This is a genomic window from Paenibacillus barengoltzii G22 (genome assembly GCF_000403375.2).
GTDB classification, from domain to species: domain Bacteria; phylum Bacillota; class Bacilli; order Paenibacillales; family Paenibacillaceae; genus Fontibacillus; species Fontibacillus barengoltzii.
Genome location: NZ_KE159655.1, coordinates 255,048 through 272,359, shown reverse-complemented (window position 1 = coordinate 272,359; position 17,312 = coordinate 255,048). Strand labels below are relative to the sequence as shown.

The window sequence follows — 17,312 nt, the reverse complement described above, 5'->3', positions numbered from 1 at the left end:
ATGGCTTTAGCCAGTTGAGCTCGCGAAGCGTGCGAAACAAAAAACCACCCGCTATGCGGGTGGAGGAACGAAGGTTTGACCAACTAGACCATTCCCATAAAATTGAGATGTTCAGGCTCAATAAAAGAAAGGAATGGTCTTAGATGGCAAACAAGAGCTATAGTTTAGCTCACACGAAGTGGATGTGCAAATACCATATCGTGTTCACCCCGAAGTATAGACGGAAAGAGATCTATAATCAAGTGAGGAGAGATTTGATCGAAATATTTAAGCGTCTGTGCAAATACAAGGGAGTGGAGATCATAGAAGGCCACATGATGCCGGATCATGTACACATGCTGGTAGCGATACCACCCAAAATCTCAGTATCCTCATTTATGGGGTATCTGAAGGGAAAGAGCTCACTAATGATATTCGAAAAGCATGCCACCCTAAAGTATAAATATGGAAATCGGAAATTTTGGGCGGAGGGATACTACGTAAGCACAGTGGGCTTGAATGAGGCCACTGTCGCAAAGTATATCCGCGAGCAGGAAGCACATGACCAGGCAATCGATAAACTGAGCGTCAAAGAGTATGAAGATCCATTTAGCAGAAACGGTAGCAAGAAAAAGTAAACCAGTTTAACTGGTAAGTGAAAGTGACAAAAACACTGAGCCTGAACAATTTTATTGTCAGGCTAGCGTCTTTAGGCGCAGTTTGGCAACAAGGGGTTATACCCCAAGAGCAAACCACCCGTTGGACGGGTGGTTATGATTTGGACAGAAGCCTTATTCCGGCTTACCAACGTACATGTCGTTCGGATGAGAGCCTTTGCGGCGATTGAGATTCAGGCCGCTGATCTGCTCCATTTCAGCGTCCGACAGCTGGAAGTCGAACACGTTAAAGTTCTCCTCAATCCGGGACGGAGTCACTGATTTCGGAATCGCAATCGTGTTGTTCTGCAGATGCCAGCGGAGAACGACCTGGGCCGGTGTCTTGCCATGGGCTTCGGCAATCGATTTCACCACCGCATCGGTCAGCACTTCACCGCCTTGCTCCAACGGGCTCCAGGCTTCGACGTAAATATCATGTTTGGCGCAGAACGCCTTCAATTCGGTCTGCGTCAGGTGCGGATGGCATTCCACCTGGTTCAACACCGGCTTAATCTCCGTTTCATTTAGCAGACGCTCCAAATGTTCAATTTCAAAATTGCACACGCCAATCGCTTTCACGCGGCCATCGCGGTACAGCTTCTCCATTGCCTTGTAGGTTTCTACGTACCGATCGACCTTCGGCATCGGCCAGTGAATCAAGTACAAATCGACATAATCAAGCCCAAGTCTATTCAGGCTTTCGTCATAAGCTCGCAGCGTACTGTCGTAACCCTGGTCGCTGTTCCATACTTTCGTGGTAATAAACAGCTTCTCACGAGGGATGCCGGATTGCTTGATGGCCTTCCCGACCCCTACCTCGTTGCGGTAGATCATCGCTGTGTCGATGGAGGTATATCCTACCTCAAGCGCCTTGGCCACTGCGGCCGTAGCCCCCTCATCAGGCACCTGCCAAACTCCGAAACCTAGCTTTGGCATCTGTAACCCATTATTTAAAGTGACGAATTCCATGACGTTTCGCTCCTTCTTTTGGTGAATGGTCCTAATTTTCAGGGTGAGTATAGCATCCTTTGGTACATTTTTCAAATTACCTGAGACGACAGATGTCACAGAATTGACATACTCATGATGGTTCTCCCATATTCTCAATAATGGAGGTATTTCAGAAGGCAGCTGAACAATCTTCATCAACCCCTCATGGAACCTTCATGCGATTTAGAGGGGGAAGTGGTACTATTTATTATAGTTTTTAGAATAAGTCTTAGTGTAATAATAAGTTGAAAGGGATGATTTTATGGATAACCGGCTGACAACGAATACGGGAGCACCGGTAGGCGATAATCAAAATTCTAGAACAGCGGGGCAGCGCGGCCCTACACTGCTGGAAGATTATCATCTGCTGGAGAAGCTGGGCCATTTCGATCGCGAACGGATTCCGGAACGCGTCGTGCATGCTCGTGGGGCAGGGGCCCATGGGGTTTTTGTTACCGAGCGCAGTATGAAGGAGTTTACGAAAGCCCATTTCCTCCAGGAGGTAGGCCGGGAAACTCCGGTGTTCGTCCGTTTCTCTACGGTGATTCACGGGCAAGGTTCTCCGGAGACAGCGCGGGACCCGCGGGGATTTGCGGTGAAGTTTTATACGGAGGAAGGCAACTACGATTTGGTCGGGAACCATCTTCCGGTCTTCTTTATCCGCGACGCGATTAAATTTCCGGATATGGTGCACTCGCTGAAGCCGGCTCCAGATACGAACATCCAAGACCCGGCGCGCTATTGGGATTTCATGACCCTGTCCACCGAATCGACTCATATGATGACTTGGCTGTTCTCGGACTTCGGGACCCCGGCGAATTATCGCCAGATGGACGGTTTTAGCGTCCACGCCTTTAAGTGGATTAATGCCGAGGGCAAGACCACATACGTCAAATACACCTGGAAAACAAAGCAGGGGGTAAAAAACCTCTCGGCGGCAGAAGCTCAAGAAGTGCAGGGTCGAGATTTTAACCATGCGACCCGTGACCTGTATGACCATATTGCTCGCGGCGAGTTCCCGCAGTGGGAGTTGAACGTACAGCTCATGCCAGTGGAAGATCTGGATCGCTGGAGCTTCGACCCGCTGGATCCTACGAAGGTATGGCCGGAGGACAGTTATCCCTTGATCAAAATCGGCACAATGACGCTGAACCGCAATCCGCAAAACTTCTTCGCGGAAGTCGAGCAGTCAGCGTTCTCGCCAAGCGTGCTCGTGCCTGGGATTGAACCGTCCGAGGATAAGCTGCTGCAAGGCCGGTTGTTCTCTTACCCGGATACCCAACGGTACCGGCTGGGTGCGAACTATTTACAAATCCCGGTGAACTGCCCGTATGCTCCGGTTCGAAACCATCAGCGGGACGGCTTCATGAATGTGAAGCAGGATCCATCGCCAATCAATTATGAGCCGAACAGCTTCGACGCCACTCCGAAGGAAGATCCGGCTTACCGCGACAGTGTAGTGCCGGTCAGCGGACACATCGGCCGGGAGAAAATCGCCAAAACCGACGATTTCACCCAAGCGGGCGAGCTGTATCGAAGCTTTACGGCTGAGGAGAAAGATCATCTAATCTCTAACCTGGTGAACGATTTGAAACAGACCCCGGAACCAGTTCAACTGCGCGCGGTGTGCAACTTCTTCCGCGCTGACAAAGAATACGGTATGCGCCTGGCACAAGGGCTTGGCGTAGATATCAGCGGTTTCATTCCATCCAATGTCCAGGGATAATCGATATCCCTTTTATATAAAGAAGGCATCTTCCGAACCGTTAGGATCGGAAGGTGCCTTTTTGTGTGAAGATTTCAGCTCCGGGCGTAAGGAAATGTATGGTAAACTGAGGGCAGTAGAAAGGGGCTGAATCGATGACGACGACAATGAATCCTGTGATTAAGCTGGCGGATTTACGCATGAGCTATGGGGGACATCACGTTTTGAACGGGGTGGATTTGGAGGTGTATCCGGGCCAGATTATCGGCTACATCGGACCCAACGGGGCAGGGAAGAGCACGACCGTCAAGATTATGCTAGGCCTGGTTGAAGGGTATCAAGGGGAGGTCCGGGTCTTTGGGCAAAATCCCGGCGACGGCGATGTCAGCTACAAGAAACGGATCGGATACGTTCCGGAGATCGCCGAGCTGTACGATACGTTGACCGCTTCTGAATACTTGACCTTCATTGGTGAACTGTACGGCTTATCCGCCGATGACGCCGAGATGAAAGCTCGGCGAATGATGACGGAATTTGGTCTTGGGGACGCCTTTAACTCCCGAATTTCGACTTTCTCGAAGGGCATGAAGCAGAAGGTGCTGCTGGTTTCCAGCCTGCTGCATAATCCGGACGTGCTGTTCCTGGACGAGCCGCTGAGCGGACTGGACGCCAACAGTGTCATGGTCGTGAAAGAAATGCTTGCTCTCTTGGCGGCGCAAGGCAAGGCGATTTTTTACTCTTCTCATATTATGGACGTGGTTGAGAAGATCAGCAGCCGAATCGTTCTGTTGGACGGCGGCCGCATTGTGGCCGACGGCAGCTTTGACGAGCTAAAGGCTCAGAACCATGAAGGATCGCTGGAACAGATCTTCAACCAGCTGACCGGGTTTAACGAGCATCAGGATATTGCCAGCCGGCTTGTATCGATCGTGCAAGAGGTGTAGCGATGAAAGAGATGAAGAGTTTGCAGGTGTTGGACCGGTTTCGCGGATTATTCAAGAAGATGGGTGTGGAATATCCGGTGATGCGCCGAATCGTTCAGGTGAAGCTGGCGATGGATGCGAGAAGGATGCCTACGCTGGCCAAAAACTCAAATAAGAGGCGAAAGCAGGAACCAGAGGACAGCAACCAGTTTCTCCGCTCTCTGTGGATGTATGTCCTGTTTGGCGGACTGAGCTCGATGTTCGTGCTGATGGGGGATAATCTGCTGTTTCAGATGAGCATCTTGTTTGGCATTATGATGTTTATGGTGATGACCTCGATGATCTCCGATTTCTCCTCGGTGCTGCTAGATATTCGGGATCGAAGCATTTTGGCGACGAAGCCGATTAACCGCCGTACGCTCACGATGGCGAAGACGGTGCATATCTTTATTTACCTGTTCTTTTTGACCGGAGCCATCGCGGTGATTCCGCTGGCGGTCGGATTAATTCGGCAGGGGATCGGGTTCTTTGCCCTGATGCTGCTGCAGCTCATCCTGATGGACTTGTTGATCGTGGTGCTGACCGCGCTGTTGTATTTGGTCGTGTTGCGGTTTTTTGACGGCGAGAAGCTGAAGGATATGATCAATTACGTGCAAATCGGGATGACGATCACAATTGCGGTAGGTTATCAGGTGTTGGTCCGGCTGTTCGACTTCACGGAGATGGACATCGTCTTCAAGCCGGCGTGGTGGCAGTACTTGGTGCCGCCGGTATGGGTTGGCGCTGCATTTCAATCGCTGCTTCATCCGGGCGAAGGGATGACGTATGCCGGGCTGGCAGCTCTGTCCGTAGTTGTTCCGCTGGCCGCCTTCCTGCTGTATCTGAAGCTAATGCCGGCTTTGGAACGGAACCTGCAGAAGCTGGCGGAACCCAGCGCGAAGAGCGGGCAGCGGTCGGGGAAGATGCTGCGCCGAATCTCCGATTGGCTTTGCTCCTCGCCGCAGGAGAGCGCTTTCTTTCGCTTTACCTGGTCAATGTTGGGAACGGAGCGCGAGTTTAAGCTGAAGGTGTACCCTTCTTTGGGCTTCTCGATCGTGTTTCCTTTCATCTTCCTATTCTCGAATGGACTTGATCAGGGCTTGGAGGGGATCTCCGGTTCCCGGTCTTATTTGTTTATTTACTTTAGCGGGATTATGCTGCCATCACTCATCATGATGCTGCGTTATTCCAGCCGATATAAAGCGGCCTGGATCTACCGGACTGCTCCGATCTCCGGCGAAACGTCCATTTACAAAGGAGCCTTGCTGGCGAGCTTGGTGCGGCTCATGTTGCCGTTATATGTGATTGAGGCGGTGATTTTTGCCGTGCTGTTCGGAGCGTCCATTATTCCGGACTTGATCGTGGTGGGATTGGCAATGTTTGCTTTCGCAATTCTTTGTTTCCTATTCATTCGCAAGGGACTGCCCTTCTCTGAACCCTTCGAAGCCGCAGGGCAGCAGAACCAAAGCTTTGTTGTCATGGGATTGATGCTGCTGCTCGGCGCATTTGGCGTGCTGCATTGGCTGGCAACGACGCTTCCGTTTGGGATTGTGGCTTACGGACTGCTCATGATCGCGGTAACGTGGCTGGGATGGAGACTGGCCTTCCAGACGCGGGAAACGCAGAAGGTGACGAGATAAGATGGCCATGCTTAAGAACGATGGGCCGCGAATTCGCCGGGAAAAGATCACCGTGACTCGGATGATCGCACTATATTGCCGTAAGGAACATGAGGACAGGGAACGAACTCCTAGGCGTGCAGCGGTTCATCATCCCGCGTCCGTGTTGTTATGTGACGAGTGTGCCGAACTTCACCACTATGCCGAGCAGCGGCTGGACCGCTGCCGGTTCGGTGAAGGGAAGACCACGTGCCTGACGTGCCCGGTGCATTGTTATGCGCCGATCCAGCGGGAGCGGATTCGCCGGGTGATGGCTTTTGCCGGTCCGCGGATGCTTTGGCGGCACCCGGTGTTAACGCTGAGGCACCTCCTTGATGGCGTGAAGAAAGGCCATTCACAGTAATTTCATAAATTGGACGACCCTCAAAAAATGTTGATCTGATGCGGGTTTCAGGCCAATATTCGGAATTGTGACATATCTCATGTGATTTCTGTCACAAAATTATTACTTTTTCCCCGTTCGTTTTCATGGATCAGTGATAGAATTCACATTAGATAATAATTATTTGAAAGTAGGGGAAAAGAAATGCTGGATCCGATTGTGCTTGCTCGCCTGCAGTTTGCGGTGACAACGATTTTCCATTTCTTCTTCGTACCTTTGTCCATCGGCCTTGTGCTGCTGATTGCCATCATGGAGACGATGTACGTTGTGAAGGGCAAAGAAGAATACAAACGGATGGCCAAGTTTTGGGGAAAACTGTTCCTTATCAACTTTGCGGTAGGGGTCGTGACGGGGATTCTCCAAGAATTCCAATTTGGGATGAACTGGTCGGATTATTCACGCTTTGTGGGTGACGTCTTCGGGGCACCGCTGGCGGTAGAAGCGTTGTTTGCTTTCTTTATGGAATCGACGTTTATCGGATTGTGGATTTTCGGATGGGATCGTCTGTCCAAGAAAGTGCACCTGTTGTGCATTTGGCTGGTTGCTTTGGGGACGACCGTCTCAGCGTTCTGGATTCTGGCCGCAAACTCGTTTATGCAACGTCCAGTTGGTTTCGAGATCAACAACGGCCGCGCGGAGATGAACGACTTCTTCGCTCTGATCGGCAATGGGCAGCTGTGGGTGGAATTCCCGCACACGGTGTTGGGTGCTTTTGCCACAGGTGCTTTCTTGATCGCTGGGGTCAGCGCATATAAGCTGATGAAGCGTCAAGATGTGGCGTTCTTCAAAAAATCGTTCACGATCGGCATTATCGTGGCCTTGATCGCTTCGTTCGCTACGGCGATGTTTGGTCACCAACAAGCGCAGTACCTGGTGAAGACGCAGCCGATGAAAATGGCGGCTTCCGAAGGGCTATGGGGCAAGTCGGGCGACCCTGCGCCTTGGACGCTGTATGCTCATATTGATTCAAATGATCAGAAGAATAATTTTGAGATTAAAATTCCTTACCTGCTGAGCTTCCTGTCTTACAGTAAGTTCTCCGGCGAGGTGAAAGGCATGCACGAATTGCAGGCCGAATATGAACAAACCTACGGTCCTGGCGACTACATCCCTCCGGTACGGACGACGTTCTGGAGCTTCCGGATTATGATTCTCGCCGGCTGCTTGATGATCGTGCTCGGGTTGTACGGTACGTATTTGGCATGGCGCAAAAAACTAGAGCAGCCAAACAACAACTGGTTCTATAAAATGATGCTGTGGTCGATTTCCCTGCCGTTTATCGCCAATACTTCAGGTTGGATTATGACGGAGATCGGGCGTCAGCCATGGACGGTATTTGGCTTGATGCAGACAGCGGACAGCGTATCGCCAAGCGTCACAGGCGGACAAATTCTGTTCTCCTTGATTGCCTTCACCCTCATTTATGGGGTGCTTGGCGCGGTGATGGCGTACTTGTTCGTCAAAGTAATCAAGAAAGGACCAAATGAGATTGCTGCCGCCAGCCGTGATCAGGTCGGGGATCCATTTGGTAAGGAGGGATATCATGTCTCTTAATGAGCTTTGGTTTGTCCTTGTCGCGGTGTTGTTTGTGGGGTTCTTCTTCTTGGAAGGTTTCGACTTCGGCGTGGGAATGAGCACTCAGTTTTTGGCCAAGAATGATATGGAACGCCGGGTGCTGATCAACTCGATTGGCCCGTTCTGGGATGCGAACGAAGTTTGGCTGTTGACCGCCGGGGGCGCGATGTTTGCTGCTTTTCCGAACTGGTACGCCACGTTGTTCAGCGGCTACTATACCCCGCTTGTCGTTCTGCTGCTCGCGTTGATTGCTCGGGGCGTTGCCTTTGAGTATCGGGGCAAAGTGGACAACAGCAAATGGAAGAGCACCTGGGATTGGTCGATCTTCCTTGGCAGTCTGTTGCCTCCGTTCCTGCTGGGCGTGGTGTTCTCCGGTCTGCTGAAGGGCTTGCCGATTGGTGAAGACATGGAGATGAAGGCCGGACTGTTTGATATGGTGAACCTGTACACGTTGTTCGGCGGGATTACCGTCGTGATGCTGTGCCTCGTTCACGGGCTGCTGTTTGCCTCCTTGCGGACGACCGGCAGCTTGCAAGAACGTGCCCGGAAGCTGGCGCACAAGCTGCTGATTCCGCTGGCTGCCCTGTTTGTGATCTTTGGCGTGTTGACCTATTTTGAGACGGATGTATTTGAAGTGCGCGGGTTGTTGATTGGCTTGCTGGCTGTGCTGGGCGTAGTTGCCTTTGTTCTGGCAGGCTGGTTTATGAATAAGCAAAAAGACGGCTGGGCGTTTGGCATGACTGGCGTGATGATCGCCTTGTCGATTGCGGCGGTATTCGTGGGGCTGTTCCCTCGGGTGATGATCAGCTCGATTAGCGACGCCTTCTCCTTAACGATCGATAACGCTTCTTCCGGCCACTACTCGCTGAAAGTCATGACGATCGTCGCATGCAGCTTGTTGCCATTCGTGTTAGGCTATCAAATATGGAGCTATTTCGTATTCCATAAACGCGTACACGAAAAGGAGCATTTGGAATATTAATGGGACGCGGATTAATGAAAATTGCGGGGATCAAGCAGGTCATGATGATCATGGCCTTGCTGACCCTCGTTCAGAGCTTTGCAATCATCTGGCAGGCCAAATGGTTGGCGGAGGTTGTCTCCGCCCTGTTTGCCGGGGCCAAGCTGCAGGAACAAGCCGGCGGGGCCGGCTTGTTCCTGCTTGCTTTTATCGTCCGTCAGGGCTGTGGAATGATGGGGCAGAAAATAGCGTATGCTTTTGCCGAAGAGACGGGACGAAGCTTGCGGGAGCGGGTGCTGGAGAAGTTGTTTCAGCTTGGACCGCGTTATGCCGGGACCGAAGGGACCGGGAACTTGGTGACGTTGGTGCTTGAAGGGGTGACCAAGTATCGCAATTACTTGGAATTGTTCCTGCCGCGCACGCTGGCGACGGGTATCACCCCCATTTTGATCTTGGCTTATGTGTTTAAGCTCGATCTGGCTTCCGGGATCATCCTGACGATCACGATGCCGATTCTGATTGCCTTTATGATCCTGATCGGACTTGCAGCGCGCAAACAGACGGAACGGCAGCTGAAGTCATACCGGACGCTGTCGAATCATTTCGTGGACTCGCTGCGCGGGCTGGAGACGCTGAAGTTCTTGGGGCGCAGCAAATCGCACATCACATCCATCGACCGGGTTAGCGATGCGTACCGGTCGGCGACGATGAAGACGTTGCGGGTTGCCTTTCTGTCTTCGTTTGCCTTGGACTTCTTTACGATGTTATCCGTCGCTTCGGTGGCGGTCAGCCTGGGCCTTCGATTGGTGAATGGGGAGATGGTATTGCTGCCGGCCTTAACCGTACTAATTCTGGCGCCGGAGTATTTCCTGCCCGTTCGGATGGTGGGGGCAGACTTCCATGCTACCCAGGACGGGAAGGCCGCAGGCGAAGCCATGAACGAGATCATTGCTGCCGCGGATGAGGAGGCAGCGAAGGCGGCACCGGTTCCTGCAGGAATGAACTGGACGTGGGGGCCGGAAAGCACGCTGAGCCTGCACGGGATTGGAGTCGTTCATGAGGAGGAAGCGAAGCCTTCCTTAGCCGAGGTGAACCTAACGCTGGGCGGTATGGGCAAAATCGGCATCATCGGCGAAAGCGGGGCTGGCAAATCGACGTTGATCGATGTGCTTGGCGGGTTTCTGCGGCCCACTTCGGGACGGGTTGTGCTGAACGGGACGGAGTTGGGGGATTTGACGGCCCAAGGCTGGCGAGAGCAAATCACCTATATCCCGCAGAAGCCGTATATTTTCAGTGGGACGTTGGAAGAGAATATCCGCTTTAATGCGCCGGAAGCGACGCGAGAAGAGGTGGAACGCGCGGCGGCGGCAGCCGGCCTGGACGGGCTCGTGCGCAGCATGCCGGGCGGATTGAACGAGCAGATTGGCGGCGGCGGCCGGCCTCTGAGCGGCGGTCAGGAGCAGCGTGTGGCGTTAGCCCGGGCTTTGCTGAGCAAGCGGCCAGTCATTTTGCTTGATGAACCCACGGCGCATTTGGACATCGAGACGGAATATGAGCTGAAGCACACGATGCTGCCTCTGTTTGAAGGGAAGCTGGTAATTTTGGCGACCCATCGGCTGCATTGGATGCGCGAAATGGATCGGATCATGGTTATGGAGCAAGGCCGCGTCGTCGAGGCAGGGACGCATGCCGAGCTGATGGCCAAGCGCGGAGCATATTATCGGTTGGCGGCGGCGCAGCGGGAGGAGATCAAATGAAGCAGGAGTCCTGGGTTCGGCCTTATTTTCGGTTATATAGCGGGCGGTTTGCGTTATATCTGATTCTGGGCGTGTTAACGCTGGTTTCCGCCGGGATGTTGATGTTCACTTCCGGGTTCTTGATCTCAAAATCCGCGTTACAGCCTTACAACATCTTGCTGGTGTATGTACCGATTGTAGGGGTTCGCACGTTTGGGATCGGGCGAGCGGTCATCCATTATGTCGAACGGTTGGTTGGGCATGACACGGTGTTGCGGATATTGGCGAAAATGCGCGTGCGGCTCTATCGCGTGTTGGAACCGCAGGCGTTGTTCATTCGATCCCGGTACCGGACGGGCGACATTCTTGGCGCGCTTGCCGATGATATTGAGCAGCTGCAGAATGTGTATATCCGTACCGTCTTTCCAAGCGTCGTGGCGTTGATTCTCTATGCAGCCGTGATCGTGGCCATGGGCGTGTTCGACGTGACATTTGCGTTGCTGTTAGCCGCGTATATCCTTGTGCTCGTCGTCGTGCTGCCGTACCTTTCGTTGCGGTTGACGAAGCGGACGAACGAGGAGGTTAAGCAAGAACGGAACGGGCTGTACCAGAAGCTGACCGATGCCGTCATGGGGATCGGGGATTGGGTGATCAGCGGACGTTCGGCGGAGTTCCTTCAATCGTATGAGCAAGACGAGGCTGCCGTTGCGCGGAAGGACCGCAAGCTGCGGGCTTGGGCACGCTGGCGCAGCTTTATCGGTCACTTCGTTGTAGGCCTCGTCGTCGTATCGATGGTGTATTGGGCCGGCGGCGAAGCTGCGGCTGGCCGGATCGACGCTACGCTGATTGCGGCGTTTGTGCTGATCGTGTTCCCGCTGTCGGACGCGTTCCTGCCGGTGTCCGAAGCAGTGGAGCGCACGCCGCAATACCGCGTGTCCCTGGACCGGCTTGCGCGGATCTCGGGCGGCGACAGCGCTAGTGCCAGCCGAGCGGCGGCAGGCGGCTCGCAGCCGGGCGCAGCGGGCGAGCCGATCCGCCCCGGCATCCCTGGGGCCGGCGGCGCTGGGCCGGCTGAGGCGGGCGGGGGGACCCGCGCCGCCGAGGTGCGGCTGCGCGGCGTGCGCTTCGCCTACGCCGCGGAGGACGCCGACTCCGTGGACGGCGTCTCGCTGGACATCCCGCAGGGCAAGCGGGTGATGGTGATCGGCCGCAGCGGCGCCGGCAAGTCGACGCTGCTGAAGCTGATCCAGGGGGCGCTTGCCCCAAGCGCAGGCACGGTTGAAATTAACGGCATCTCTGCCGCCGCCTACGGCGAGCGGATGCCGGAAGTCATCTCCGTGCTGAATCAAAGCCCCCATCTGTTCGACACCACGGTGGCGAACAACATCCGGCTCGGCCGGCCTTCGGCTACGGACGAGGAGATCGCGCGGGCCGCGCAGGCGGCGCAGCTCGGCCCGTTGATCGCGGCGCTGCCACAGGGGCTGAACACGCCGATGCGGGAGACCGGCCAGCGGTTCTCCGGCGGCGAACGGCAGCGCGTCGCTCTGGCGCGGATCCTCCTGCAGGACACGCCGGTGCTCATCCTCGATGAGCCAACCGTCGGCCTCGATCCGCGCACGGAACGCGAGCTGCTGGCGACGATCTTCCGCACGACGCAGGGCAAGTCGCTCATCTGGGTGACACACCACCTCGTGGGTGCCGAGAAGATGGATGAGATCGTGTTCATGGAGCACGGACGGATCGTGATGCGCGGCACCCACGCGGAGCTGCTGGCCCGCGAACCGCGGTACCGTAATTTATACCGGCTGGATTGTCCGGAGGAATAAGACGCATACTAAAAATCAGGCGGCGATGCATGGGGAAACCGGCATCGCCGTATTTTTATAGGTAGAAGAAAGGTACAGCAAGGTGAGCGAACTGCAAAAGTACAGTTGAATTCCGGGGACATAGTCTTATTGTGCCTCTTAGCTGCAAAAGTGCAGTTGATTTCCGCCAAATTTACCTTGGAATCACGATTTCCCCAAAATGAACTGTACTTTTACATTCCATTGTCCATTTTCGGCGCAAAACGGGTGGGATGAACTGCATTTTTACACTTGGCAGAGCGTTGGTGGTGCTTAAGCTAACTCATGATTTAATAAATTGCCTTTTCTGCTTCCGTTTTCATATAGGAGCCGATATAATGGTTCTTAATATATTTACATGAGGTGTAAGCTATAAGGGTTTGGGTTTGGTCAATCCCAATCGGATATAGCGTGAAAAATGCAGCGAACGGGGTGAGGGGATGGAGCTCAGACAAATCCAATACTTTATTGAGGCGGCTAAGCTCGAGCATGTGACGGAAGCGTCGTATGCGCTGCATGTGTCGCAGTCGGCGGTCAGTCGGCAAATCTTTAAGCTGGAGGCGGAGCTGGGCGTCGATCTGTTTGTCCATGAAGGCCGGAAGGTGAAGCTGACGCCGATCGGTCGGCAGTTCCTGCAGCATATGGAGCAAATGATGAAGGTACTTGAACAGGCGCGCCAAGAAATCAACGAGTATCTGGATCCGGAGCGCGGGACCGTCCGCATCGGGTTCCCGAGCAGTCTGGCGGCCAACCTGGTGCCCACGGTGGTGTCGGCGTTTCGGCGCCGGTATCCGGAGGTGCATTTTCAACTGCAGCATGGATCGTACCGGGAGTTGCTGGACTGGGTCGGCGGCGGCGTGATGAATCTGGCCATGATTGGTCCGGTGCCCCAAGGGGAACCCCAAGTCACCGGCGAGGTGTTGTTCCGTGAAAGGTTCAAGGTGCTGTTGCCTGCCGGACATCGTTTGGCTGACCGCGAATCCGTCGGGCTGGACGAACTGCGGGAGGATGTGTTCGTATTATTCCCAAAAGGCTTTGTCCTGCGGGAAATCGTGGTTGACGCCTGCGATCAAATTGGATTCCAGCCGAAGGTATCATTTGAAGGAGATGATCTTGATGCGATTAAGGGGTTGGTGTCCGCCGGATTGGGGCTGACACTGCTTCCCGAGATTGCGCTTGGTGAGCATATTCCTTCCACGATCGTATCGCTGCCGATGAGGGAGCCGCAGGTCACCCGGGACGTTGGGGTGATCATTCCAGCGAATCGCGAACTCGCGCCAACGGAAAAACTGTTTTATGATTTTTTGAAGGAAAATTTGCCGTCGTCATGCGGAATTTAGGATTCATCGAAAAATGATATCGATAAGGGCCGTGAATTTTGTCACTTACACGGTCCTTTTTTCTTGAAAATGTGTTACAATTTACTCGGATTGTTCAGGTTTAAGATGTGCAAATTTTCACTAACTCAAAATGGGTTAGAGGCATCCAAAGGAGGAACACTATGCTTGAACAGCAGTTCGGCAAGCGAATCCTCAGATTATCGCAAAGGAGAATCGAATATGTCAGAGACAGTTACTGAAACAAAAACGGAGCAATCCGTAGCTGGTACCGCAAGTGGGCAGCAGGAGCTCCTGGAGCAGCTCTTAAAGCCGGAGGTGCAGCAATCGCTGACCGCTCTGGTAGAGCAGCTTCCAAAATTAAATGAGCTCGTTGGGGTTTTGACGAAAACGTATGATTTTGCCAAAGCGGTGGCAACGGATGAAATCCTGAAGAATGATACGGTTGGCGCCATTTCGGAAATTGCCGGCCCAGTGGTAGGCAAGGTGAAGCATTTGGCTGCTAACGTGATCGAAGCGAAGGATCGCGCAGAGGAAAGCCAAGAAGTGATTGGCGTGTTTGGGTTGATGAAGATGTTGAAGGACCCGCAAACGCAAAAGCTGCTCCGATTCGTTAACGCCTACCTTCAAGTGTCCGGTGAACGGGACCGCCAACAAAACTAACGGAGGAATACGATTATGTCAAAACATATTTTAATTTTGGGCGCCGGCTATGGCGGCGTACTCAGCGCATTGTCGGCCCGTAAGTTTATGGATAAATCGCAGGCGCGGATCACTGTGGTCAACCAATATCCGACGCATCAAATCATTACAGAGCTGCATCGCCTTGCTGCGGGCAGCATTTCCGAACGCGCGGTTTCCTTGCCGCTTGACAAGCTGTTTAAAGGCAAAGATATCGATTTGCGGATCGCGAAAGTAGAGAGTTTTTCGGTGGATAAAAAAGAAGTGAAGCTCTCCGACGGCACCGTGTTGTCCTATGACGCACTGGTTGTTGGTCTGGGCAGTATTACGGCGTACTTTGGCATCCCAGGCTTGGAGAAGCACAGCATGGTGCTGAAATCGGCGGACGATGCCAAACGGATCTATGCGCATATCGAATCGCGGATTCGCGAATATGCGGCAAGCGGCAATGAAGCCGATGCTACGATCGTGATCGGCGGCGGCGGATTGACCGGCGTCGAGCTGGTTGGGGAAATCGCCGATAAGCTGCCAGAGTTGACGAAGAAATACGGCGTACCGCAAAGCGAGATCAAGCTCCTGCTCGTAGAAGCTGGACCAAAGATCTTGCCAGTGTTGCCGGATGCGCTGATCGAACGCGCGACTGCCAGCCTCGAGAAACGCGGCGTGAAGTTCCTAACTGGCTTGCCGGTAACCAATGTGGAGGGCAACACCATCGATCTCAAGGATGGTCAAAAGATCGTCGCCAACACCTTTGTTTGGACCGGCGGCGTGCAAGGCAATCCGCTGGTTGGCGAATCGGGACTGGAAGTCAACCGCGGCCGTGCTTCGGTGAATGAATTCCTGCAGTCCGTCTCTCATCCAGACGTATTCGTTGCAGGTGACAGTGCCGTATTTATGGGTCCGGACGGTCGTCCTTATCCGCCAACGGCGCAAATCGCTTGGCAAATGGGTGAGCTGATCGGTTACAACCTGTTCGCTTACCTTAACGGCAAGACGATGAACGCATTCAGCCCAATCAACTCCGGTACGCTGGCCTCGCTTGGCCGCAAAGACGCTGTAGCGACGATCGGGGCAAGCAATACCCAGCTGCGCGGCTTGCCAGCTACGTTGATGAAGGAAGCAAGTAACATCCGGTATTTGTCCCACATCAAAGCGCTGGATTCTTTGGCTTATTAAGCGCCTTAGATACAAAGAGTCGCCCAAGAGGTTTTATCCTCGGGGCGACTCTTTTTTCGTTATTCCACGCTGCTTGGTTTATACAACTCCGTGAGCGATCATGGCGTCAGCAACCTTCAGGAAGCCGGCAATGTTGGAGCCGACAACCAGGTTGTCGTCATACCCGTATTCTCTAGCTGCGTTTACGCTGCTGCGATAGATGTTGCGCATAATGTCCTTCAGCTTAGCATCCACTTCCTCAAACGACCAGGCGAGTCTTGCGCTGTTTTGCGCCATTTCCAGAGCGGAAACAGCAACCCCGCCGGCATTGGCAGCTTTTGCTGGTCCGAAGTATACGCCATTGTTCAAATAAACTTCGATGGCTTCCAGCGTAGACGGCATGTTGGCCCCTTCAGCGACATATTTGACGCCGTTGGCCACCAATAGTTTCGCGGAGGCTTCATTGATTTCGTTCTGCGTTGCACAAGGCAAAGCGATGTCGCAAGGGATGCTCCAGATATTTTGGCAACCCTCTACATATTCCGCAGTTGGATGCTCGTTCACATATTCCTTGATCCGTTTGCGCTCGACTTCTTTCAAACGCTTCACGGTTGCCAGATTAATGCCGTTCTTGTCGTACACATATCCGTTCGAATCACTGCAAGCTACAACTTTCGCGCCAAGCTGCTGCGCTTTCTCAATCGCGTAGATCGATACGTTCCCGGAACCGGAGACAACAACGGTTTTTCCGACGAAGCTGTCGCCCCGGCTTGCCAGCATTTCGTTGGTGAAGTAAACCAGCCCGTAGCCGGTAGCTTCGGTCCGCGTCAAGCTGCCGCCATAGTTCAGGCCCTTCCCGGTCAGAACGCCGGTTTCATTGCCATACAGCCGTTTGTATTGGCCGAACATGTAGCCGATCTCGCGAGCGCCTACGCCGATATCGCCTGCAGGCACGTCGGTATCTGGACCGATGTATTTGGACAACTCGGTCATGAAGCTTTGCGTAAAGCGCATCACTTCAAGATCGGATTTGCCTTTCGGATCGAAGTCCGATCCGCCTTTGCCGCCGCCGATCGGTTGACCGGTCAATGAGTTCTTGAAAATTTGTTCAAACCCTAGAAATTTGATGATGCTGGCATTTACAGATGGATGAAAACGAAGTCCGCCTTTGTAAGGACCAATTGCGCTGTTAAATTGAACCCGGAAGCCGCGGTTCACCTGGACTTTGCCTTGGTCATCGACCCAAGGAACGCGGAACGTGATCATTCGTTCCGGCTCGACGATGCGTTCAAGAATCCCATGCTCTTGATATTTTGAATGTTTGGCAAAGACAGGAACCAGCGAGTCAAGGATTTCCTTGACGGCTTGATGGAATTCCGATTCCCCCGGATTCCGTTGTTGAACGGTCTCAAATACCTGATCTACATATTTGCGAGCTGCCTCCAGGCCTGCTTCGCGTTGCTGTGTTAAAGCCATGATCCACTCCACCTTTCTGATGTGCGTAATCGGATGAGTACGTTCACCATTTCACGATAATTATGACCTCTATTGTAATATTGATGTCAGCTATTAACAAAGCTAATTTGAGATCAACTTGATGATCGAATGAGATGAACTGGAGCGGAAGAACAGCTTTGTAACAAGGCGGAATAGGAGTATTATGTCCGGGG

Annotated in this window: 14 protein-coding genes; 12 read left to right on the top strand and 2 right to left on the bottom strand. The window is 53.4% G+C overall.

Annotation, left to right across the window (positions count from 1 at the left end; all coding sequences use genetic code 11):
- The first annotated feature begins 143 nt into the window (after positions 1-143).
- Positions 144-617 (top strand): IS200/IS605 family transposase, encoded by a 474-nt coding sequence (gene tnpA, locus C812_RS19000; RefSeq protein WP_016311435.1) that lies wholly within the window; start codon positions 144-146, stop codon positions 615-617.
- A 153-nt stretch (positions 618-770) separates the two neighbouring features.
- On the opposite strand, the gene C812_RS18995 is transcribed toward tnpA, so the two are convergent.
- Positions 771-1,604: an aldo/keto reductase gene (locus C812_RS18995; protein WP_036625997.1), complete on the bottom strand. Its 834-nt coding sequence runs from the start codon at positions 1,602-1,604 to the stop codon at positions 771-773.
- 283 nt (positions 1,605-1,887) lie between these two features.
- Here C812_RS18995 and C812_RS18990 point away from each other — a divergent pair, with 283 nt between their 5' ends.
- The 11 genes from C812_RS18990 to C812_RS18940 all read left to right on the top strand — a co-directional run bounded on the left by C812_RS18990 (position 1,888) and on the right by C812_RS18940 (position 15,663).
- A complete protein-coding gene (locus C812_RS18990; protein WP_016314266.1) occupies positions 1,888-3,351 on the top strand; it encodes a catalase in 1,464 nt (487 codons plus the stop codon).
- Positions 3,352-3,485: 134 nt separating this feature from the next.
- Positions 3,486-4,274 carry an ABC transporter ATP-binding protein gene (locus C812_RS18985; protein WP_016314265.1) on the top strand — a complete coding sequence of 263 codons (789 nt, stop codon included), beginning with the start codon at positions 3,486-3,488 and terminating at the stop codon, positions 4,272-4,274.
- 2 nt (positions 4,275-4,276) lie between these two features.
- Entirely contained in the window at positions 4,277-5,932 is a 1,656-nt protein-coding gene (locus tag C812_RS18980) for a hypothetical protein (RefSeq protein WP_016314264.1), read from the top strand.
- Position 5,933: 1 nt separating this feature from the next.
- Positions 5,934-6,314 carry a nitrous oxide-stimulated promoter family protein gene (locus C812_RS18975; protein ID WP_016314263.1) on the top strand — a complete coding sequence of 127 codons (381 nt, stop codon included), beginning with the start codon at positions 5,934-5,936 and terminating at the stop codon, positions 6,312-6,314.
- Positions 6,315-6,497: 183 nt separating this feature from the next.
- Complete coding sequence (locus C812_RS18970) at positions 6,498-7,907, top strand: cytochrome ubiquinol oxidase subunit I (protein ID WP_016314262.1); 1,410 nt, start codon at positions 6,498-6,500, stop codon at positions 7,905-7,907.
- A complete protein-coding gene (gene cydB, locus C812_RS18965; protein WP_036626110.1) occupies positions 7,894-8,910 on the top strand; it encodes a cytochrome d ubiquinol oxidase subunit II in 1,017 nt (338 codons plus the stop codon). The genes C812_RS18970 and cydB overlap by 14 nt, the downstream gene beginning before the upstream one ends.
- Complete coding sequence (cydD, locus tag C812_RS18960; protein WP_016314260.1) at positions 8,910-10,646, top strand: thiol reductant ABC exporter subunit CydD; 1,737 nt, start codon at positions 8,910-8,912, stop codon at positions 10,644-10,646. The genes cydB and cydD overlap by 1 nt, the downstream gene beginning before the upstream one ends.
- Positions 10,643-12,451, top strand: a complete 1,809-nt coding sequence (gene cydC / locus C812_RS18955) for a thiol reductant ABC exporter subunit CydC (protein WP_016314259.1) — start codon at positions 10,643-10,645, stop codon at positions 12,449-12,451. The genes cydD and cydC overlap by 4 nt, the downstream gene beginning before the upstream one ends.
- Before the next feature lie 458 nt (positions 12,452-12,909).
- Positions 12,910-13,809, top strand: a complete 900-nt coding sequence (gene gltC, locus C812_RS18950; RefSeq protein WP_016314258.1) for a glutamate biosynthesis transcriptional regulator GltC — start codon at positions 12,910-12,912, stop codon at positions 13,807-13,809.
- A 219-nt stretch (positions 13,810-14,028) separates the two neighbouring features.
- Positions 14,029-14,469 carry a DUF1641 domain-containing protein gene (locus C812_RS18945; RefSeq protein ID WP_016314257.1) on the top strand — a complete coding sequence of 147 codons (441 nt, stop codon included), beginning with the start codon at positions 14,029-14,031 and terminating at the stop codon, positions 14,467-14,469.
- 15 nt (positions 14,470-14,484) lie between these two features.
- On the top strand, positions 14,485-15,663 hold the full coding sequence (locus tag C812_RS18940; RefSeq protein ID WP_016314256.1) for an NAD(P)/FAD-dependent oxidoreductase: 1,179 nt from the start codon (positions 14,485-14,487) through the stop codon (positions 15,661-15,663).
- Between the two features lie 78 nt (positions 15,664-15,741).
- Here the strand turns inward: C812_RS18940 and gdhA are convergent, their stop codons facing one another.
- A complete protein-coding gene (gdhA, locus tag C812_RS18935; RefSeq protein WP_016314255.1) occupies positions 15,742-17,118 on the bottom strand; it encodes an NADP-specific glutamate dehydrogenase in 1,377 nt (458 codons plus the stop codon).
- Positions 17,119-17,312 lie beyond the last annotated feature (194 nt).